This is a genomic window from Kitasatospora sp. NPDC008115, assembly GCF_042957205.1.
Classification (GTDB): Bacteria; Actinomycetota; Actinomycetes; order Streptomycetales; family Streptomycetaceae; genus Kitasatospora.
The window spans coordinates 74,889-93,345 of record NZ_JBIBHU010000015.1 but is presented as its reverse complement, the minus strand read 5'-3'; the positions used below and the strand labels follow the sequence as shown (position 1 = coordinate 93,345).

At 73.6% G+C, this 18,457-nt stretch carries 15 protein-coding genes, 1 tRNA gene and 1 riboswitch; of the genes, 8 read left to right on the top strand and 8 right to left on the bottom strand.

What is annotated here, in order from left to right:
* The first annotated feature begins 74 nt into the window (after positions 1-74).
* On the top strand, positions 75-1,937 hold the full coding sequence (locus ACFZBX_RS20210; RefSeq protein ID WP_391535117.1) for a BTAD domain-containing putative transcriptional regulator: 1,863 nt from the start codon (positions 75-77) through the stop codon (positions 1,935-1,937).
* A gap of 28 nt (positions 1,938-1,965) precedes the next feature.
* Here ACFZBX_RS20210 and ACFZBX_RS20205 read toward each other — a convergent pair whose 3' ends face one another.
* Positions 1,966-2,376, bottom strand: a complete 411-nt coding sequence (locus ACFZBX_RS20205; RefSeq protein WP_391535116.1) for an arsenate reductase ArsC — start codon at positions 2,374-2,376, stop codon at positions 1,966-1,968.
* Positions 2,377-2,433: 57 nt separating this feature from the next.
* Here ACFZBX_RS20205 and ACFZBX_RS20200 point away from each other — a divergent pair, with 57 nt between their 5' ends.
* Together ACFZBX_RS20200 and arsB are read left to right on the top strand one after the other, a co-directional pair.
* A complete protein-coding gene (locus ACFZBX_RS20200; RefSeq protein ID WP_391535115.1) occupies positions 2,434-2,739 on the top strand; it encodes an ArsR/SmtB family transcription factor in 306 nt (101 codons plus the stop codon).
* Positions 2,739-3,830, top strand: coding sequence for an ACR3 family arsenite efflux transporter (gene arsB, locus ACFZBX_RS20195; protein WP_391535114.1), 1,092 nt, complete (start codon positions 2,739-2,741; stop codon positions 3,828-3,830). The genes ACFZBX_RS20200 and arsB overlap by 1 nt, the downstream gene beginning before the upstream one ends.
* Before the next feature lie 25 nt (positions 3,831-3,855).
* On the opposite strand, the gene ACFZBX_RS20190 is transcribed toward arsB, so the two are convergent.
* Positions 3,856-4,329, bottom strand: a complete 474-nt coding sequence (locus tag ACFZBX_RS20190) for a GNAT family N-acetyltransferase (protein ID WP_391535220.1) — start codon at positions 4,327-4,329, stop codon at positions 3,856-3,858.
* Between the two features lie 53 nt (positions 4,330-4,382).
* Complete coding sequence (locus tag ACFZBX_RS20185) at positions 4,383-4,736, bottom strand: ArsR/SmtB family transcription factor (protein WP_391535113.1); 354 nt, start codon at positions 4,734-4,736, stop codon at positions 4,383-4,385.
* 123 nt (positions 4,737-4,859) lie between these two features.
* On the opposite strand from ACFZBX_RS20185, the gene ACFZBX_RS20180 reads away from it, so the two are divergent.
* The 4 genes from ACFZBX_RS20180 (at position 4,860) to ACFZBX_RS20165 (ending at position 10,475) form a co-directional block, all read left to right on the top strand.
* Positions 4,860-6,236: an FAD-dependent oxidoreductase gene (locus ACFZBX_RS20180; RefSeq protein ID WP_391535112.1), complete on the top strand. Its 1,377-nt coding sequence runs from the start codon at positions 4,860-4,862 to the stop codon at positions 6,234-6,236.
* Positions 6,237-6,338: 102 nt separating this feature from the next.
* Positions 6,339-6,797, top strand: a complete 459-nt coding sequence (locus ACFZBX_RS20175; protein ID WP_391535219.1) for a nitroreductase family deazaflavin-dependent oxidoreductase — start codon at positions 6,339-6,341, stop codon at positions 6,795-6,797.
* Between the two features lie 187 nt (positions 6,798-6,984).
* A riboswitch (cobalamin riboswitch) is annotated at positions 6,985-7,152 on the top strand.
* Positions 7,153-7,321: 169 nt separating this feature from the next.
* The gene (gene metE / locus ACFZBX_RS20170; protein WP_391535111.1) at positions 7,322-9,628 is read left to right on the top strand and encodes a 5-methyltetrahydropteroyltriglutamate--homocysteine S-methyltransferase; all 2,307 of its coding nucleotides are present in this window, start codon (positions 7,322-7,324) and stop codon (positions 9,626-9,628) included.
* An 85-nt stretch (positions 9,629-9,713) separates the two neighbouring features.
* Positions 9,714-10,475 carry an aminoglycoside adenylyltransferase family protein gene (locus ACFZBX_RS20165; protein WP_391535110.1) on the top strand — a complete coding sequence of 254 codons (762 nt, stop codon included), beginning with the start codon at positions 9,714-9,716 and terminating at the stop codon, positions 10,473-10,475.
* 60 nt (positions 10,476-10,535) lie between these two features.
* Here ACFZBX_RS20165 and ACFZBX_RS20160 read toward each other — a convergent pair whose 3' ends face one another.
* Complete coding sequence (locus ACFZBX_RS20160) at positions 10,536-12,308, bottom strand: B12-binding domain-containing radical SAM protein (RefSeq protein WP_391535109.1); 1,773 nt, start codon at positions 12,306-12,308, stop codon at positions 10,536-10,538.
* A gap of 295 nt (positions 12,309-12,603) precedes the next feature.
* Between ACFZBX_RS20160 and ACFZBX_RS20155 the strand changes: the two genes are divergently transcribed.
* Positions 12,604-12,691: transfer RNA gene (locus ACFZBX_RS20155), tRNA-Trp, on the top strand.
* Between the two features lie 13 nt (positions 12,692-12,704).
* Here ACFZBX_RS20155 and ACFZBX_RS20150 read toward each other — a convergent pair.
* The 4 genes from ACFZBX_RS20150 to ACFZBX_RS20135 form a co-directional block, all read right to left on the bottom strand.
* Positions 12,705-14,054, bottom strand: coding sequence for a glutamate-cysteine ligase family protein (locus tag ACFZBX_RS20150; RefSeq protein ID WP_391535108.1), 1,350 nt, complete (start codon positions 14,052-14,054; stop codon positions 12,705-12,707).
* A 280-nt stretch (positions 14,055-14,334) separates the two neighbouring features.
* Positions 14,335-15,774 carry an amidase gene (locus tag ACFZBX_RS20145; protein ID WP_391535107.1) on the bottom strand — a complete coding sequence of 480 codons (1,440 nt, stop codon included), beginning with the start codon at positions 15,772-15,774 and terminating at the stop codon, positions 14,335-14,337.
* Positions 15,771-17,189 carry an MFS transporter gene (locus tag ACFZBX_RS20140; protein ID WP_391535106.1) on the bottom strand — a complete coding sequence of 473 codons (1,419 nt, stop codon included), beginning with the start codon at positions 17,187-17,189 and terminating at the stop codon, positions 15,771-15,773. The genes ACFZBX_RS20145 and ACFZBX_RS20140 overlap by 4 nt, the downstream gene beginning before the upstream one ends.
* Positions 17,189-18,379 (bottom strand): CaiB/BaiF CoA transferase family protein, encoded by a 1,191-nt coding sequence (locus ACFZBX_RS20135; RefSeq protein ID WP_391535105.1) that lies wholly within the window; start codon positions 18,377-18,379, stop codon positions 17,189-17,191. Before ACFZBX_RS20135 ends, ACFZBX_RS20140 begins: the two co-directional genes overlap by 1 nt.
* Positions 18,380-18,457: the final 78 nt, after the last annotated feature.

Here is an 18,457-nt window from a genome sequence, read left to right as displayed (position 1 = left end):
CGTCACTCCTTGACTGGACGTGTTCAATATGGGTTCAATCGCAGCCGCAACCGTGCAGATCTTGGGGAGATACGGTGGGTGAAGCGATTTGGTTCGGCCTCCTGGGGCCCCTGGAGATCCGCGTCGCCGGAGCCGCGGTCAAGGTGCCGTCCCGGGTCCGGACCCTGCTGGCGAGCCTGCTCTGCCGTCCCAACCAGACGGTCGGCGTGGACGAACTGGCCGACGCCGTCTGGAGCAACCGGCCGCCGCGCGCCGCCACCACCACCCTGCGCAGCCATGTCCTACGGCTGCGCCGATTACTGGGAGAGGCGGCCGAGCGGGTCGAGACCACCGGATCCGGCTACCGGATCGGCCTGGACCCGCACACCGAACTGGACGCCACCATCTTCACCGCGAAGGGCGAGTCCGCCCGCGGCGCCGCCCGGCGCGAGGACTGGCAGACCGTCTCCCGCTCGGCCGCCGCCGCCCTGGAACTGTGGCGCGGAGTGCCGCTGTCCGACGTGCCGTCGGATCCGCTGCACCGCGACGAGGTACCGGGCTGGCTGGAGGCCCGCATCGAGCTCACCGAGCTCGCGGCCCACGCCGACCTGCGGCTCGGCCGCACCGCCGAGGCGATCCGGGGACTGCGCCGGCTCGGCGCGGAGGAACCGCACCGGGAGGGCGTGCACGCCCTGCTGATCGAGGCCCTGGCCGCCGCCGGGCGGCGCGCCGAGGCACTGGCGGTCTACCGCCGGGTGCGCGCCGCGCTCGCCGCCGATCTCGGCATCGAACCCGGCCCGCAGATCGCCGCCGTGCACCAGCGGGTACTCGGAGCGGGCGGCGCCGAGCCCCCTCGGGGCCCACGCCGAGGGCCCGCCCCCGCGGAACCGGCTCGCCGTTCCCCGGCCGGCCCGGCGCCGGTCACCGTGCTGCGCCAACTCCCCGCCGACCTGGCGACCTTCACCGGACGCGGCGCCGAACTCGCGGCCCTGCTGGACGCGGCCACCGGACCCGCCGGTTCCCCCGCCACCGTCCAGGTCACCGTGATCGAGGGGATGGCCGGCGTCGGCAAGACCAGGCTCGCCGTCCGCGCGGCCCACGAACTCGCCCGCGCCGGCCGGTTCAGCCAGCTCCAGCTCTACGTCAACCTGCGCGGCTTCTCCCGGGACCACCGCCCCCTCGACCCGTCCGACGTGCTGGAGGGACTGCTGCGCGCCCTCGGCGTGGACGAGTCCCGGGTCCCGGCCGGACTGGACGCCCGCGCCGCCCTGTTCCGCGACCGCCTGCACGGCCGCGAGGCACTGCTGCTGCTCGACAACGCCGCCGGCGAACCACAGGTCCGGCCGCTCGTGCCGGCCGGGCCGGGCTGCCTGGTCCTGGTCACCAGCCGCCGCCGGCTGGCCGGCCTGGACGGCGCGAGCGCCCTGCCGCTCGATCCGCTCAGCCCGCCGGAGGCCGTCTCCCTGCTGGCCGCCACCGTCGGCGCCGACCGGGTCGCCGCCGCCGAGGACGCCGCGGAACGCATCACCCGCCTCTGCGGCCGCCTCCCGCTCGCCCTCGCCCTCGCCGCCTCCCGGCTGCGCGCCCGCCCCGCCTGGGGCCTGCCCGACCTGGCCGACCATCTCGAACACGGCGGCATCCGCGCCCTCGTGGCGGGCGACCGCTCGCTGCACACGGCCTTCGACCACTCCTACCGGGGCCTGCCGGAACCGGCCCGGCGGTTCCTCCGGCTGCTCGCCGTCCACCCGGGCCGCGACTACACCGCGCACTCCACCGCCGAACTCGCCGCCCTCCCGCCGGCCTGCGCGCGCGAGGCACTGGAGTCGCTGGTCGACGAGAACCTGCTGATCCAGGACCGTCCCGAGCACTACCGGCTGCACGACCTGCTGCACGCCTTCGCCGTCGAGACCGCCGCGGCGCACCCGGGAGCGGAGGAACCCGCGGCGGGGCGTGTCTGATCCGACGCCGCCCCCGGGGTCGCCGGGCTCAGTGGATGCCGAGCTCGGCGAGCAGGTCGCGCACCAGGCGTTCGATCTCGTCGCGGATCGGGCGGACGGCCTCGACGCCCTGGCCGGCCGGGTCGTCGAGCGTCCAGTCGCGGTAGTGCTTGCCGGGGAAGTAGGGGCAGGCGTCGCCGCAGCCCATGGTGATGACGTAGTCGGAGGACCGGACGGCATCAAGGGTGAGGATCTTCGGGCGCTGGTCGGAGATGTCGATGCCGGCCTCGGCCATGGCGGCGACGGCGGCCGGGTTGACCTCGCGGCCGGGGGCGGAGCCGGCGGAGCGGACCTCGACGCGGTCCCCTGCGAGGTGGGCGAGGAAGCCCGCGGCCATCTGGGAGCGGCCGGCGTTGTGGACGCAGACGAAGAGGACGGAGGCGAGCGGCGCGGTGGTCATCGGTGGGCGGGTCCTTCGTTCCGGTGGCGGCCTCGACCGGTGTGACATTATCAGTCCATGCTGATGTCAGTCGACGCTGAACTGTTGCGGGTGCTGGCCGACCCGCTCAGGCTCCGGATCGTGACCCTGCTCGCCCGCGAGACCCTGTGCACCACCCACCTGGTGGAGGAGACCGGCGCGCGCCAGACGAACCTGTCCAACCACCTGAAGGTGCTGCGCGAGGCCGGGGTGGTGGACACCGAGCCGTGCGGCCGGTTCACGTACTACCGGCTGCGGCCGGAGGTCCTGGAGAGCCTGTCGGGCGGGTTCGCCGCCCTCGCCGCCACCGCCCGCGCCAACGCCGACACGAAGAGGTCCTGCTAGTGGCCGCCGCCGCGCCCGCCCCCGCTCCGGAGGCGGCCGAGCAGTCCTCGGTCGCCGCCAAGCTGTCCACCCTCGACCGCTTCCTCGCGGTGTGGATCCTGGCCGCGATGGCGGTCGGCCTCGGGCTCGGCCGGCTGATCCCCGGCCTGAACGGCGCGCTGGCGAGGGTCGAGATCGGCGGGATCTCCCTGCCGATCGCGCTCGGCCTGCTGGTGATGATGTACCCGGTGCTGGCGAAGGTCCGCTACGACCGGCTCGACGCCGTCACCGGCGACCGCAGGCTGATGGCCTCCTCGCTGGTGGTCAACTGGATCGTCGGCCCGGCCGTGATGTTCGCCCTCGCCTGGATCTTCCTTCCGGACCTGCCCGAGTACCGCACCGGGCTGATCATCGTCGGGCTGGCGCGCTGCATCGCCATGGTCGTCATCTGGAACGACCTCGCCTGCGGCGACCGGGAGGCCGCCGCCGTCCTGGTGGCCCTGAACTCGGTGTTCCAGGTGCTCGCGTTCGGCCTGCTCGGCTGGTTCTACCTGGACCTGCTGCCCGGCCGGCTCGGCCTCGGCGACGGACAGCACCTGGACGTCTCCCTGGGGCGGATCGCGCTGAACGTCGTCGTCTTCCTCGGCGTCCCACTGCTGGCGGGCTTCCTCACCCGCCGCCTCGGCGAGAAGAGGTTGGGCCGGGAGCGCTACGAGCGGAACCTCCTGCCGAGGATCGGCCCCTGGGCCCTGTACGGGCTGCTGTTCACGATCGTGATCCTTTTCGCCCTCCAGGGGAGGACCATCACCTCCCGGCCGCTGGACGTCGCGCGGATCGCCCTGCCGCTGCTCGCCTACTTCGCGATCATGTGGTTCGGCACCTTCGCCCTCGGCAAGGCCATCGGACTCGCCTACGACCGCACCGCCACTCTGGCCTTCACCGCCGCGGGCAACAACTTCGAACTCGCCATCGCGGTCGCCATCGGGACGTTCGGGGTCACCTCCGGCCAGGCCCTGTCGGGCGTCGTCGGCCCGCTCATCGAGGTGCCGGTGCTGGTCGTCCTGGTCTACGTCTCCCTCGCCTGGCGAGGGAGGTTCCGGCCCGCGCCCTGACCCGTACGCCCGGACGCGTCGCGGCTCAGCCGGCGACGCGGCTGCGGCGCTCGATCAGAACCGTGTCGCGCCACACGCCGTGGTGGCGGGCGACGCGCTCGCGGGTGCCGATGACGCGGAACCCGGCGCGGGCGTGCAGCGCGAGGCTGGCGGCGTTCTCGGGGAAGACCGAGGACTGGATCGTCCAGATCCCGGCCCCCTCGGTGGAGGCCACCAGCGCCCCCAGCAGCCGGCCGGCGACGCCCCTGCCACGGGCGCCGGGGTGGACGTAGACGGAGTGCTCGACCACCCCGGCGTAGGCCGGCCGGGCCGAGACCGCGCTCACCGCGGCCCAGCCCAGCACCCGGCCGTCCGTGCCGAGCGCGACGTAGCGGTGCTCCGGCAGCCGTGCGGCGTCGAAGACCTCCCAGGTGGGCGCGGTGGTCTCGAAGGTGGCGTTGCCCTCCTCGATACCGGCCCGGTAGACGGCCAGGACCTGCCCGGCGTGCTCGGGCACCATCGGGACGACGGCGGTCGCGGTGCGCGGCACGGGGACTTCCCTCGGCTCCCGGGTCAGCGGCTGAGGTCGAGCAGGGCGGCCATGCCGGCCACCACGGACGGCTCGACCCGGTAGTACACCCAGGTGCCGCGCCGCTCGGAGGCCAGCAGGCCGGCCTCGCGCAGCTTCTTCAGGTGGTGCGAGACGGTCGGCTGCGAGACGCCGACGTCCTGGATGTCGCAGACGCACGCCTCCCCGCCCTCGTGCGAGGCGACCTTGGAGAACAGCCGCAGCCGCACCGGGTCCGACAGGGCCTTGAACATCGCCGCCATCCTCACCGAGTCCGCCTCGGACAGTTCCGCCGAGGTCAGCGGCGGGCAGCACGGCGCGACGTCGGGCTCAAGGACCGGCAACTCCAGATTCGACATCTGTCTATGTTGACACTTGTCGAATCCGAGTGGCAAGGTCGATACCGCCAATACATCGACGTTTGTCGAATCAGGCGGGTCGGAGAAGTCCGCACCCGCGCACCTCGTAGGGGAGAAGCCGCCATGAACCCCGGCACCGACCTGCCCGTCCTCGTCATCGGCGCGGGCCCGATCGGCCTGGCCGCCGCCGCCCACCTCACCGACCGCGGTCTCGACGCCCTGGTCCTCGAAGCCGGGCCCGCCGCCGCCACCTCGGTGCGCGAGTGGGGGCACGTGCGGCTCTTCTCCACCTGGGCCGAACTCGTCGACCCCGCCGCCGAGAAGCTCCTCGCCCCCACCGGCTGGACCCGCCCCGACCCCGCCGCCTACCCGGCCGGAGCCGACTGGGTCGGGCAGTACCTCCAGCCGCTGGCCGACGCGCTCGGCGACAAGGTCCGCTACGGCGCCCGCGTCACCGGCGTCGCCCGCGCGGGCCGCGACCGCGCCGTCGACTCCGGCCGCGAGGAGCAGCCGTTCACCGTCCACGTCCGGCACGCCGACGGCCGTGAGGAGCGGATCACCGCCGCCGCCGTCATCGACGCCTCCGGCACCTGGAACACCCCCGCCCCGGCCGGCTCCGACGGCCTGCCCGCCCTCGGCGAACACGCCCACGCCGACCGCGTCTCCTACCGCATCCCCGACCTCGGCGACCCCGCCGTCCGCGCCCGCTACGCCGGCAGGCGCACCGCCGTCGTCGGCTCCGGCGCCTCCGCCTTCACCGCCCTGGCCGCCCTCGCCGACCTCGCCGAGGCCGAACCCGGCACCCACGCCGTCTGGATCCTGCGCCGCGGCATCACCGGCTCCACCTTCGGCGGCGGCACCGCCGACCAGCTCCCCGCCCGCGGCGCCCTCGGCCTCGCCGCGAAGGCCGCGGTCGAGAACGGCCGCGCCACCGCGCTCACCGGCTTCCGCATCGCCGCCGTCGAACAGGAAGGAGGCAGGCTCACCCTCGTCTCCGAGGACGGCCACCGCGCCGAGGACCTCGACGAGGTCATCGTCCTCACCGGCCTGCGCCCGGACCTCACCTTCCTGTCCGAGCTGCGCCTCGGCCTCGACGAGCGCCTCCAGGCCCCCATCGCCCTGGCGCCGCTGATCGACCCCAATCAGCACTCCTGCGGCACCGTCTACCCGCACGGCGTCGCCGAGCTCTCCCACCCCGAGCAGGACGTCCACCTCGTCGGCATGAAGTCCTACGGCCGCGCGCCGACGTTCCTCGCCATGACCGGCTACGAGCAGGTCCGCTCCGTCGCCGCCCACCTCGCCGGCGACCACGACGCCGCCCGGCGCGTCGAACTCACCCTCCCCGAGACCGGCGTCTGCGGCGGTGCCGGGCTCTACGACCAGCCGGACACCCAGGACGCCGGCGGCTGCTGCGCCGCCCCCGCGGTCACGGCCGTCCCCGTGGTCATCGGCCTGACCGTCCCGGACCGGGAGGCCCCGGCCGCCGACGGCTGCTGCTGACCCGCGCGCCGGGGCCGGGGGCGGGAGTGGCGTCTCCCCTTCCCGCGAGGCCTGTGCTGGACTGGTCCGGCACAGTCCGTACGCGACAGCGGAGTGATGACGATGCCTCTTGAGGGCGAGTACGAGCCGAGTCCGGCGCAGTGGATCCGCGAACAGGTCGAGCTGTACGAGAGTTCGGGCGGCACCCGGGGCACCACGCTCCGGGACACCGGTCTGCCGGTCGTGATCGTCACGATGCGCGGCGCGAAGAGCGGAAGGATCCGCAAGATCCCGCTGATGCGGGTGGAGCACCAGGGGCGGTACGCGGCGGTGGCCTCGAAGGGCGGCTTCCCGAGCCACCCGGAGTGGTACTTCAACCTCAGGGCCGACCCGCGGGTGGACCTCCAGGACGGCCCCGAGCGGCAGGGCATGACGGCCCGTGAGCTCGCCGGGGAGGAGCGGGACCAGTGGTGGCGGCGCGCGGTCGCCGCGTATCCGCCGTACGCCGAGTACCAGGAGAAGGCCGGCCGCGTGATCCCGGTCTTCGTCCTCGAACCCGGGCACCCGGCCGGCCCGGCGTAGGTCCCCGGCCCACGGGCCGCCCCGCACGGCCGCTGCGGGGCGGCCTCGGTGTCTTCGCGCCGGGTCGGGCAGATCGGGCGATGTCTCAACATGCGGACAACTGGGCAATTCCCCGACCGGATACCGGGGGAATGGCCCTAGGCTGGCGGGTGCAGCTGGTTCACCCCGCCCGCCAGGCGGGGTGTCGTAAGAGGGAACCCGGTGACGCCTTGAATCGGCCAGTCCGGGACTGCCCCGCAGCGGTGAGCGGGAACGACCGCCGTCATACGCACTGGGCCCGGCCGGGTCTGGGAAGCGACGGCCAGTAGGTGTCCGCCCTTCAACAGGGCGGGTGCGCCCGCGAGTCCGAAGACCTGCCCGTTGCCCGTGCGCGACCGATCGCGCGCGGCTTTCCGGTGGCCTCGTGGGCGGGTCGGCGTGCATACCTGGCGGAGCCGTGCAGGCGTCCGTCCGGTTCGCCATCCCTTCGCGTCCTCGTCCCGTCACCGGGCACTTGAGGAGCAAGACTCGCGAAGGAGAGTCCCTTGACGACGAAGTCCGCCGCCGTGGCCACCGCGCACGGCTATCCCCGGCAGGGCCGGAACCGGGAACTCAAGAAGGCGGTCGAGGGCTACTGGAAGGGCGCGGTCACGGCGGAGGCGCTGCTGGCCACCGCCGCGGGCCTGCGCCGGGAGAACTGGGCGCGGCTCGCCGGTGCGGGCGTCCACGAGGTCCCCACCGGTGACTTCTCGCTCTACGACCACGTGCTCGACACCACCGTCGCCGTCGGCGCGATCCCGGCCCGCCACCGGGCCGCCGTCGAGGCCGACCCGCTGGACGGCTACTTCGCCATGGCGCGCGGCACCCAGGACGTCGAACCGCTGGAGATGACCAAGTGGTTCGACACCAACTACCACTACCTCGTCCCGGAGTTGGGCCCGGGCACCGCCTTCGCCGCGAACTCCGGCAAGGCCGTGGGCGAACTGGCCGAGGCGCTCGCCGCCGGTCACGACGCCCGGCCGGTGCTGGTCGGCCCGGTCACCTTCCTGCTGCTGGCCAAGCCCGCACCCGGCGTGGCCGGGGACTTCCGGCCGATCACGCTCCTGGACCGGCTGCTGCCCGTCTACGCCGAACTCCTCGCGGACCTGCACGCGGCCGGCGCCGAGTGGGCGCAACTGGACGAGCCCGCACTGGTCCAGGACCGCACCCCGGCCGAGCTGAACGCCGCCGCGCGCGCCTACCGCGACCTCGGCGCCCTCACCGACCGGCCCAAGCTGCTGGTCGCGAGCTACTTCGACCGCCTCGGCGAGGCGCTTCCGGTGCTGGCCAAGGCGCCTGTCGAGGGCCTGGCGCTGGACTTCACCGGACCGGCCGCCGCCAATCTCGACGACCTCGCGGCCGTCGGCGGGCTGCCCGGAAAGCGCCTGGTCGCGGGGGTCGTCGACGGCCGCAACATCTGGATCAACGACCTGGAGCGGTCGCTGGCGACCCTGGCCACCCTGCTCGGCCTGGCCGATCGGGTCGACGTGGCACCGTCCTGCTCGCTGCTGCACGTGCCCGTCGACGCCCGTGCCGAACGCGACATCGACCCGCAGATCCAGCGCTGGCTCGCCTTCGCCGAGCAGAAGGCCGAGGAGGTCGCCCTGCTCGCCCGCGGCCTGCGCGAGGGCACCGCGTCGATCGTCGCCGACCTGGCCGCGAACCGTGCGGACCTCGCCTCCCGGGCCAACTCGCCGATCACCCGCGACCCGGCGGTGCGCGCCCGCACCGCCGCCGTCACCGAGGCCGACACCCGCCGCCCCCAGGCCTACCCCGTGCGCGCCGAGGCGCAGCGCGCCCGGCTCGGCCTGCCGCTGCTGCCGACCACCACCATCGGGTCCTTCCCGCAGACCACCGAACTCCGGCTCGCCCGGGCCGATCTGAACGCGGGCCGGATCGGCGCCGACGCCTACCGCGAGCGGATGGAGGCGGAGGTGCGCGAGGTGATCGCGTACCAGGAGAAGGCCGGGCTCGACGTCCTGGTGCACGGCGAGCCCGAGCGCAACGACATGGTCCAGTACTTCGCCGAGCAGCTCACCGGCTACCTGGCCACCCGGCACGGCTGGGTCCAGTCCTACGGCACCCGGTACGTGCGGCCGCCCGTGCTGGCCGGCGACATCTCCCGCCCGCACCCGATGACCGTCGACTGGTTCCGGTACGCGCAGTCGTTGACGCACCGCCCGGTCAAGGGCATGCTCACCGGCCCGGTCACCATGCTCGCCTGGTCCTTCGTCCGCGACGACCAGCCGCTCGCCGACACCGCCCGCCAGGTGGCGCTCGCCCTGCGGGACGAGGTCGGCGACCTGGAGGCCGCCGGCGCCGCCGTCGTCCAGGTCGACGAGCCGGCCCTGCGCGAGACCCTGCCGCTGCGCGCCGCCGCCCGCCCCGGGTACCTGGCCTGGGCCACCGAGGCCTTCCGCCTCGCCACCTCCGGGGTGCGCGCCGACACCCAGGTGCACACCCACATGTGCTACGCCGAGTTCGGCGCCGTCATGACGGCCATCGACGACCTCGACGCGGACGTCATCTCCCTGGAGGCCGCCCGCTCCCGGATGGAGGTCGCCGGGGAGCTGGCCGAGGCCGGGTACCCGCGCGAGGTCGGCCCGGGCGTGTGGGACATCCACTCCCCGCGCGTGCCGAGTACCGACGAGGCCGTGGCGCTCCTGCGGGCCGGCCTGGCCGCGATCCCGGCCGAGCGCCTGTGGGTCAACCCCGACTGCGGGCTGAAGACCCGCGGTTGGACGGAGACCCGCGCCTCCCTGGCCGGCCTGGTCGCCGCCGCCCGCCGGCTGCGGGAGGAACTGGCCGGCTGATCCCGCCGGTGAAGGCCGCCGGGGCGGGCGCGGGCCATTTCCCGCGCCCGCCCCGGCGGTTCGCGCCACGGGGGACAATGCGGTGATGGACCAACTCGACCAGACCGTCGGACTCGTCCGCGACGTCCTGTCGCCGGACCTCCTCGGCACCTACCTCCACGGCTCCGCCGTGCTCGGCGGCCTCAGGGCGGCCAGCGACCTGGACGTCCTGGCCGTCACGCGGCGGACCCTGGACGACCGGAGCCGGCGGGCGCTCACCGAGGGCCTGTTGGAGATCTCCGGCCTCTCGCCGACCGTCCGGCCGGTGGAACTCACCGTCGTGGTCCTCTCCGAGGTCCGCCCTTGGCGGTTCCCGCCGACCGGGGACTTCCTGTTCGGCGAGTGGCTGCGCGACGAACTCCAGGACGGCGGCCCACCGCAGCCCGGTCCCATGCCGGACCTGGCCCTCGCGCTCACCGTGGTCCTGTCCGGCGACCACCCCCTCACCGGACCACCCCCCGGCCACCTCCTCGACCCCGTGCCCCGCACCGACCTCGTCCGCGCGAGCCTCCTCGGCCTCCCCGGACTCCTCGCCGACCTGGCCGACGACACCCGCAACGTCCTGCTGACCCTCGCCCGCATCTGGACGACCCTCGCCACGGGCGAGATCAGGTCCAAGGACACCGCCGCGGACTGGGCCCTCGCCCGCCTCCCCCCGGACCACCGCCCCGTCCTGGAGCACGCCCGGTACCTGTACCTCAACCGCCACTACGAGGAGGAGACCTGGAGCCCCGGACTGAAGGCCCGGGTGCGCCCCCACGTGGACGAGGTGCTCGCCCGCATCGACCACCTGCGCCACCGGGGGTGAACCGCCCCCGGAACGGCCGCACCCGTCCTGCCGCCGGAGCCCGAGCGCCGGCCGCGCGGATCAGTGGCCGGCGCCCGCCGCGCCGGCCTTGGCGTCGTCGTCGGCGTCCAGCCGTGCGGCGATGTCACGGGCGTCCTCGTACGTGGTGAGCGCGGTGCGCAGGCCGAGTTCGTCGTGGATCGCGCTGGTCACCTTGGAGAGTCCGCGCTTGAGGTGGCTCGCCGGGATGGAGGGTTCGGCGGGGCGGTGGGCCCGGAGGACTTCGGCGTCGGCGCGCAACTGCTCCAGGGTGAAGCGGCCCCGGTTGGTCCACCAGGGGACGTCGGAGGTGACCTGGTAGGCCCAGTGCCGGCGGCAGGCCTCTTCGAGGAGGTCGCGCACGGCTTCGACGCGCTTGCGGCTGAGCCCGCCCGAGGTGTAGAGGAACTGGTCGCGGTTGAGGTTGAGCAGTTTCTGGTCCTCGCCGGTCACCTGGAGCCCGGACAACTGGTGGAGGGAGGCGGCGCGTTCGTCCGGGGCCCGGCGGGTGAGGCGGTAGCGGCCGGACTTGATGGTCAGGATGTGCTCGCCGTGCTCCTCCAGGAAGGGCAGCCAGCGCAGTGAGCGGTTGATCGGCTCACCGGGCACGCCGACGATGATGAAGACGTGGACCTGGATTCCGGCGTCGTGCAGGTTCCGGAGAATGCGGCCGTAATTGGCCGGGTGGTTCCAGGGTTTCGCCTCCTGCCGCAGGGTGTCCGGATCGAGGGATTCCAGGCCGAGTTGCACGGCGCTGCACCCGGCGTCGGCCAGCGCCCGGCAGGTTTCCGGTTTCAGTAATTGGTCACTGGCGGTCAGGTAGCACTGCCAGGTGGCCCGGTGGCCGATGCGGGCGAGTTCCCGTCCGATTCTGAGCTGCCTGGGGATGGTGAGGTATTCGTCGACGAAGTCGACGCGTTCCACGCCGAGTGCGGCGATGTGCTCGGCGACGCGCCGCTCGGACATCACCCGCGGTTTGTGCAGGAAGCTGTCGCTGCCGGCCGCTATCGAGCAGAACCCGCAGCGCATCGGGCAGTTGGACATCGTGTAGAGCGGCGGTACGAAGTCCGGGCTCCACTGCCGGATGCCGCGGTCGAAGACCGGCGTGGGCAGTGACTCGTAGTCGACGGGGGCGGGGGTGCGCGGATTGATCCGCACGGTGTCGCCGTCGCGCCACACCACGCCGGGAACAGCGGCCGGTGCGGCGCCTTCGACCAGCTCGACCACGGGCCGGAAGCCCTCGGCGTAGACGACGGCGTCCCAGTGGTCGAACAGGCCCGCGAACCGGGGGTCGTGGTAGGCGTCCATGGTGCGGGCCCAGTAGTTCCCGCCCATGAACAGCCGGACGTGCGGCAACTGCTCGCGGACGAGGCTCGCCAGCACGCAGGCACTCACCAGCTGCCGCTCGTCGGCGACGCTGATGCCGACCACGTCGGCGCCGGTGGCGCGGATCCGGGCCAGCTCGGCGTCGGCGAAGTAGTCGTGGAAGACGTGTTCCTCGCGGTGCTCCAGGACCCACCGCAGCTCGCCGACGTCGCCCTTGAAGTGCCGCGAGTCGCACCTCACGTTGTTGCGTTCGACGGCGAAGTCCTCCAACGTCGAGGACGTGCTCGCCGAGACCTCTTCGAACAGGCGGCGGGCGTCGTGGCGCCGCAGGATCGAGGCGTGGGGATCGCGGACGGTCCGCAGGGCCTCGTCGACCGGGCCGCCGCCCCGCTCGCGCAGGACGTGCTCCACGGCTTCGATGTAGCCGTAGTGCTGGACGACCCGGTGGCCGCGTTCTTCGAGGATCGCAGCGAGGTAGGCAATTCCCATGGGCAGGTGCCAGATGCTGGAGGCCGGCGGATAACTCAAGAAAACCGATCGCTGATCAGGCACCGGATCTTCCCCCTGTCGGCAAGGGAACACAAGGGAACCAACGGGCCGAGCGTACGGCGGGGTCCGGGGCGCGGCAAGGGGGTGCGGCGGATGATAAAAGCGGAATGAGGATCTTGTGTTCGGGAATTGATCTCCGGAGCGGCGGTTTCCGGCCATCCGATATTTGATCTACGGTGAATTCTTCCGTGCCATCGGATGTGCTGTTAGCGTTATTCCCGTCAGAGTTCGACGGGCCGGGGTGGCGGAAGTGGCAGACGCGCCTGATCCACGTGGTCAGGTGCCCCCCAGGGGGCGTGGAGGTTCGAGACCTTCCCCCGGCACCGGATCGTCCGGTCAGACGCGGAAGTGCGCGACGTAGCGGCGGGGGTCCTGCCGCAGATCCGTCTCCCAGCGCTCGGCGCACTGCTCGGCGAAGGTCCTGCCGGTGTGCAGCACCTCGTCCAACGGGTCGAGGTAGGCCGGAACCTCGGGGCGCTCCAGCCCGGCGGCGACCCGGGCCCGCAGTCCCTCGCGGGCCAGCCGGACGAGTTCGCCCGCGAGTTCGCGCACGCGGTCGCCGCCGAGCGTGGTGCGCAGCCCCTCGGCCGGGAACCTGGTCGTCGTCGCCTGCAGCTGCGCCACGGTGTAGTGCCGCAGCAGCTCCCAGGCCGCGGCCCGGGACGGGGCGTGATAGCTCAGCCCCGTCCACAGCGCCGGGAGGACCTGGAGGTTCTGGTGGGCGGGACCGTCCGCCGCGCGCAGTTCGAGGGTGCGGCGGACCCTGACGTGCGTCCAGATCTGGGACAGATGGGCGGTCCAGTGGCCGAGGAGGGGCCGGGTGCCGTCGTCGAACCCGTCCCGGAGGAGCGAGGCGAACGGCCGGTCGGGGGCGGGTCGGAGTCCTCCCGCCGCGTCCTGGTAGTAGATCATGGGGATGCGCAGCGCCCAGTCGACGACGTCGTCGACGCCCACGTCCTCGCGCAGGGCCGGTCGCACGAGGCCGCAGCGCCGCGGATCGGTCAGCAGCCAGTTCCGGGACCGGTGCGAGAGCAGCCCGTCGAGCCGTCCTCTGTTCAGCGGTGAGTTGACGAGCAGCGCGGCGACCACCGGTGACGCGGCCGCCTGCATCCGCAGCTTCTGTGTGAAGTCGTCCTCGGAGAGGTGGTCGAGGTGCACCTGCGTGCACGTCGACATCGACAGGATCCTCGCTCCTCCACTGCCCGACTCGCCGAGGCCGGCGAAGTGGCCGCGCATCAGCGGGCTACGGCTCAGGGGAGCCCAGGGGACGGTCTCGATCCGGTCGAACGGCAGGTGCGCGCCCGGAAGGAGTGCGAGATCGAAGCGGCGGAGGAGCTCGGACAACCGGAGGAGGGTGAGGCGTACGTCGTCCACCGCCGTGGCCACATCGGCCGCCGGAGGCGCCGAGTACTCCAGCTGGCCGCCGTGTTCGAGCCCGATCAGGCCTCCGGCGGCCAGTTCGACCCCGGTCAGTTCTCCCTCGTCGAACAGGGCCTTGCCGTCCCACTCCGCCAGCACGGCCTCCAGGACGGCCCGCATCCCTCCGGCTCCCCGGTAGGGAGCGGCGAGACCGGTCCGCGGGTCGACGACGCCGCTCTCGATCTCCAGTCCGATCCGCTCGGACGCCGCCGCGGGCGCCACCAGCGACGACCTGAGATCGACCCGGCTCAGCTCCGGCGCACCCATCCGCAAGCCTCCTCGCACCCGAACACCCGCGAAACCGCGCACCGCGGCACCGTGCACCCGCGCACGGAGACGTCGGCGACCAGTGAAACCCGGCATTCGGGCCACCGGCGGCAGGCGTCGCGTCGGCGCCGGACGGGTACGCCCGGCCGGCCCACGACGCGACACCCGCCGTGCACCCGGTCGGCCGCGGTCGGCGGACGCCCGAGTCCGCCGGGTGTGGCACCCGGCGGACGGCGCCGCCGGGACGGGGCGTTCGGGTGGTCCGGTCCGCGCGGGTGACTCACAGGACGGGGTGGCGGGCCCTTCCCGCCGCCTCCAGCAGGGCTCCGACGCCGAGCAGGAGGTCCTCGCGGTGGTGGGGGGCGACGAGCTGGACGGCGAGGGGCAGCCCCGCGGAGCCGTCGGCCGGGGCGACGGGGACGGTGAGGGCGGGGTGTCCGGTGTCGTTGAAGACGCAGGTGTAGGCGATCGGGACGGTCCGCTCGCGGATGGCCGTTTCGATGTCGGGGCCCTCCGCCGGCCAGGCGGTGGTGGGGACGGTCGGGGTGAGCAGCAGGTCGTGGTCGGTGAACAGTCCGGCGGCCCATCGGTCGAGGCGGGCGCGGTGCTCCCAGTAGCGGGCGAGTTCCTCGATCGTGACCGAGCGTCCCTGGTCCAGGGCGGCGGCGAACCAGGGCTCGAAGTCCTGCGGGCGGGTGGTGAAGGTGTCCAGGGCGCCGGTGAGCCGGGCGCGGGCGAGGACCTTCTGCCGGAGCTGGATGAGGGAGGTGAAGTCGTCGGCACCGGGCAGCGGCGCGTCGGCCTCCACGACCCGGAAGCCGAGGTCCCAGAGGGTGCTGACGGTCCGTTCGAGGGCGGCGAGCTGTTCGGGCGCGGGCCGGGCGACGCCGAACGTGCGCATGACGCGGATGCGGATCTCCCGCAGGCCCTCGGCGGGCCGGTCGAGGGCGTCGAGGTACGGGACGGCGGGGGCGGGCAGGGAGAAGGGGTCGGCCGGGTGGTGCCCGGCGGCGACGTCGAGGTGGAGCGCGGTGTCCCGCACGGTGCGGGTGACGCAGCCGAGGACGGTGTTGCGCGGCCAGTGCGTGCTGCGGGCCGGGCCCTGGGGGATGCGGCCCCGGCTCGGCTTGAGCCCGACGGTCCCGCACAGGGCGGCGGGGATGCGGGTGGAGCCGCCGCCGTCGCCGGCGGTGGCGAGGGCGACCAGTCCGGCGGCGACGGCCGCCGCCGAGCCGCCGCTGGAGCCGCCCGGGGACAGCGCGGTGTTCCAGGGGTTGCGGCTGGTGCCGAACGCCTCGTTGGCGGTGTGGACGCCCGCGCCCATGGGCGGCATGTTGGTCTTGCCGATGATGATCGCGCCCGCCACGCGCAGCCGGGCGACGTGCAGGGAGTCGCGCTCGGCGGGCGGGTTGTCCCGGAAGGCGCGGGTGCCGTGGCTGGTCGGCAGGCCGGCGACGTCCTCGCCGTCCTTGACGAGGACGGGCAGGCCGGTGAGCGGGCCGAGTCCGGGCTCGTCGCGGGCGATCCGCCCGGCGGCGTCGGCGGCCTCGGCGAGGGCGCGTTCGGCGTCGAGCCGCACGACGCTGTTCAGGACGCCGTCGTGGGTGTCGATCCGGTCGAGGGTGTGGTTCATCAGCTCCACGGGGGAGAGGGCTCGGCTGCGCAGCAGGGCGAGGAGTTCGGTGGCCGAGGCGTACGAGAGGTCGGTGGTGCCGGTCATGGGTGGTGTGCTCCCGGTCGGGGGTGGGGGGTGGCGGGGTTCGGGGCGGGGGAGTCGTGGGGGGTGACGGCGGCTTCGAGGCTGATTCCGGTCGTGCGGGGTCCGAGGGTGACGGCGATGGCGCCGCCCGCGACGGCGAGGCCGGCCAGCAGGACGAAGACGGCGGTGTAGCCGATCCCGCTGTACAGGGCGGCGATCAGCGCGGGGGCGCCGAGGTTGACCACCCGGGACAGGGCGTTGGCCGTACCGGAGCCGAGGGCGCGGATCCGGGTGGGGAAGACCTCGGCGGAGTACACCTGGAGGAACGGGACGGCCATCTGGAACAGCAGGTTGACGGTGCAGCCGAGGACGAGCACGGCGGCCGGTTCCCGGACGAAGGCGAAGCACAGCAGGGCGAGCGCGGTCAGCAGGCCGAGGCCGAACTGGCCGGCGCGCCGGTCCCAGCGGTCGATGAGCGGTGCGGAGAGCAGGGCGCCGAGCGGGGCCGCGGTGGCGAGGACGGCCGACATCAGGAGGGTGTCGTCGAGTTCGAGGCCGTTCTCCGACAGGAGGGTGGGCGTCCAGGTCTGGAAGGCGGAGTACGCGAGCAGTCCGCTCGTCCACATCGCCGCGACGATGAGGAAGGTGCGGCGGTGGGCGCCGTCCAGCAGGTCCCGCAGGCGCGGGGGCGCGGGCGGGGGCGTCACCGCGGCGGCCGCCGCAGGCTCGGGTCCGGGCTCGGGCGCGGCCACCCCGCACTGGCGCTCGACCTGACGGACGATCGCCTCGGCGCGCGCGAGGTCGCCGCCGGCGGCCAGCCAGCGCGGGCTCTCGGGCACCCAGCGGCGGATCAGCCAGGCGAAGACGCCCCCGAACAGCCCGAGCGCGAAGACCGCCCGCCAGCCCCAGTCCGCGTGCGGGACGAGCAGGTAGCCCGCCCAGCCGGCGACCGGGATGCCGAGCGAGCCGATGACCACCTTGTACGTCTGCAACCGCCCCCGGTGGGCGGCCGGGACGAACTCGGTCAGGACGACGATGGCCACCACCGACATGCCCTGGGTGCCGAAGTGGGCGGCGAACCGTGCCGCGACGAGCTGCCAGGGGTTCTGGGCGAGGACGCACAGGAGGGTCGCCGCGCAGTAGACGGTGACGAAGACGAGCATGGTGCGCCGGCGTCCGGCACGGTCGGCGAGCCGTCCGGCGAGGATGCCGCCGGAGAAGGCGCCGAGCGAGGCGACGCCGGCGATGGCGGCGATGTTGCCCAGGGACAGGCCCCACTGGGCGCGCAGGGCGGGTGCGACGAACGCGAAGGAGTAGGTCTCGACCCACTCGAAGAGGATCATCCCGGCCAGGGCCAGGACGAGTCGGCGGTGGAACGTGCCGAGCGGAAGCCGGTCGAGGCGGGCGCCGAGTGCCGCTGCTTCGGCCGGTCTCATCAGATCACGCCCCCGGCCCGCAGCGCCTCGACGTCGGCGGGGCCGAGGCCGAGGAGGTCCCCGAAGACCTCGTCGTTGTGCTCGCCGAGCGCGGGCCCGGTGCTGCGGATGCTGCCGGGCGTCCGCGACAGCCGCGGGATGGGGGCGGGCATGGGCAGCTCGCCGAACTCGGCGTCCTCGACCTGGACCAGGCTGCCGCGCTCGCGGTAGTGCGGGTCGGCGGCGATGTCGGCGATGCTCATGAGCGGCGAGGCCGGCACGCCCGCGTCGTTGAGCAACTCGGAGAGGTGGTCGGCGGTGTGGCCGGCGACCCACTCGGCGATGATCGCGTAGAGGCCGTCGGCGTGCTCGCTGCGCGCGAGCCTGGTGGCGTACTCGGGCGCGTCGGCCAGTTCGGGGCGGCCCATGAGGGCGGTCAGGCGGCGGAACAGCGGATCGGTCCCCGCGTGCAGGGAGAGCCGGCGCCCGTCGGCGGTGGTGAAGTCGGAGGCGGGCACGATCAGCGGGTTGCGGTTGCCGAGCCGCTCGCGGACCCGGCCGGTGGTGGCGTACGAGGCGAGGGCGTCCTCGGAGGCGCGGAAGCCCGCCTCGTAGAGGGCGAGGTCGACGACCTGGCCGCCGCCGCCCGCGGTGTCGCGGTGGTAGAGGGCGGTGACCACGGAGAAGGCGCCGAGGTAGGCGGCCATGTAGTCGATGGTCGAGTACCCGCTGCGCACCGGCGGCCGGTCCGGGTCGCCGGTGACATGGGTGAGTCCGGCGAAGGCGCTGGCGATCCGGTCGAAGGAGCCGCGGTCGCGGTAGGGCCCGGTCAGGCCGTAGCCCGTCACGTACACGAGGATCGCGTTCGGCGCGAGGGCGCGGAGGGAGTCCGGGTCCAGGCCCCATTTCTCCAGGGTCGACGGCCGGTAGTTGGTGACCACCACGTCGAAGTGCGGGACCAGTTCGCGAGCCAGTTCCTGTCCGCGGGCGGTGCGCAGGTCCAGGGTGACGGACTTCTTGTTGCGGGCCTCCTGGGCCCAGTACGGGGTGCGGCCGCCGCCGGCGGAGCCCCGGGTGAAGTCGCCGTGCCCGGGTTCCTCGACCTTGATCACCTCGGCGCCGAAGTCGCCCAGGAAGGTCGCGGTGACCGGCGCCGCGAGAACGGTGGAAAGGTCGAGGACGCGGATGCCCGCCAGTGGAAGATTCGCCATGCGATGCCCCTAAACTTTCAGTAACGTTTCGTTATTAACGAAACGTTGTTAGCGGGACCTTAGGCTAGGCCCCGCACG

What these genes read in the sequence shown, in the direction of transcription:
- ACFZBX_RS20205 (WP_391535116.1), bottom strand. Translation starts at nt 2,376, where the DNA reads ATGACCACCGCGCCGCTCGCCTCCGTCCTCTTCGTCTGCGTCCACAAC.
- ACFZBX_RS20200 (WP_391535115.1), top strand. Translation starts at nt 2,434, where the DNA reads ATGCTGATGTCAGTCGACGCTGAACTGTTGCGGGTGCTGGCCGACCCG.
- ACFZBX_RS20190 (WP_391535220.1), bottom strand. Translation starts at nt 4,329, where the DNA reads ATGGTGCCCGAGCACGCCGGGCAGGTCCTGGCCGTCTACCGGGCCGGT.
- ACFZBX_RS20185 (WP_391535113.1), bottom strand. Translation starts at nt 4,736, where the DNA reads ATGTCGAATCTGGAGTTGCCGGTCCTTGAGCCCGACGTCGCGCCGTGC.
- ACFZBX_RS20180 (WP_391535112.1), top strand. Translation starts at nt 4,860, where the DNA reads ATGAACCCCGGCACCGACCTGCCCGTCCTCGTCATCGGCGCGGGCCCG.
- ACFZBX_RS20175 (WP_391535219.1), top strand. Translation starts at nt 6,339, where the DNA reads ATGCCTCTTGAGGGCGAGTACGAGCCGAGTCCGGCGCAGTGGATCCGC.
- ACFZBX_RS20165 (WP_391535110.1), top strand. Translation starts at nt 9,714, where the DNA reads ATGGACCAACTCGACCAGACCGTCGGACTCGTCCGCGACGTCCTGTCG.
- ACFZBX_RS20160 (WP_391535109.1), bottom strand. Translation starts at nt 12,308, where the DNA reads ATGGGAATTGCCTACCTCGCTGCGATCCTCGAAGAACGCGGCCACCGG.
- ACFZBX_RS20150 (WP_391535108.1), bottom strand. Translation starts at nt 14,054, where the DNA reads ATGGGTGCGCCGGAGCTGAGCCGGGTCGATCTCAGGTCGTCGCTGGTG.
- ACFZBX_RS20145 (WP_391535107.1), bottom strand. Translation starts at nt 15,774, where the DNA reads ATGACCGGCACCACCGACCTCTCGTACGCCTCGGCCACCGAACTCCTC.
- ACFZBX_RS20140 (WP_391535106.1), bottom strand. Translation starts at nt 17,189, where the DNA reads ATGAGACCGGCCGAAGCAGCGGCACTCGGCGCCCGCCTCGACCGGCTT.
- ACFZBX_RS20135 (WP_391535105.1), bottom strand. Translation starts at nt 18,379, where the DNA reads ATGGCGAATCTTCCACTGGCGGGCATCCGCGTCCTCGACCTTTCCACC.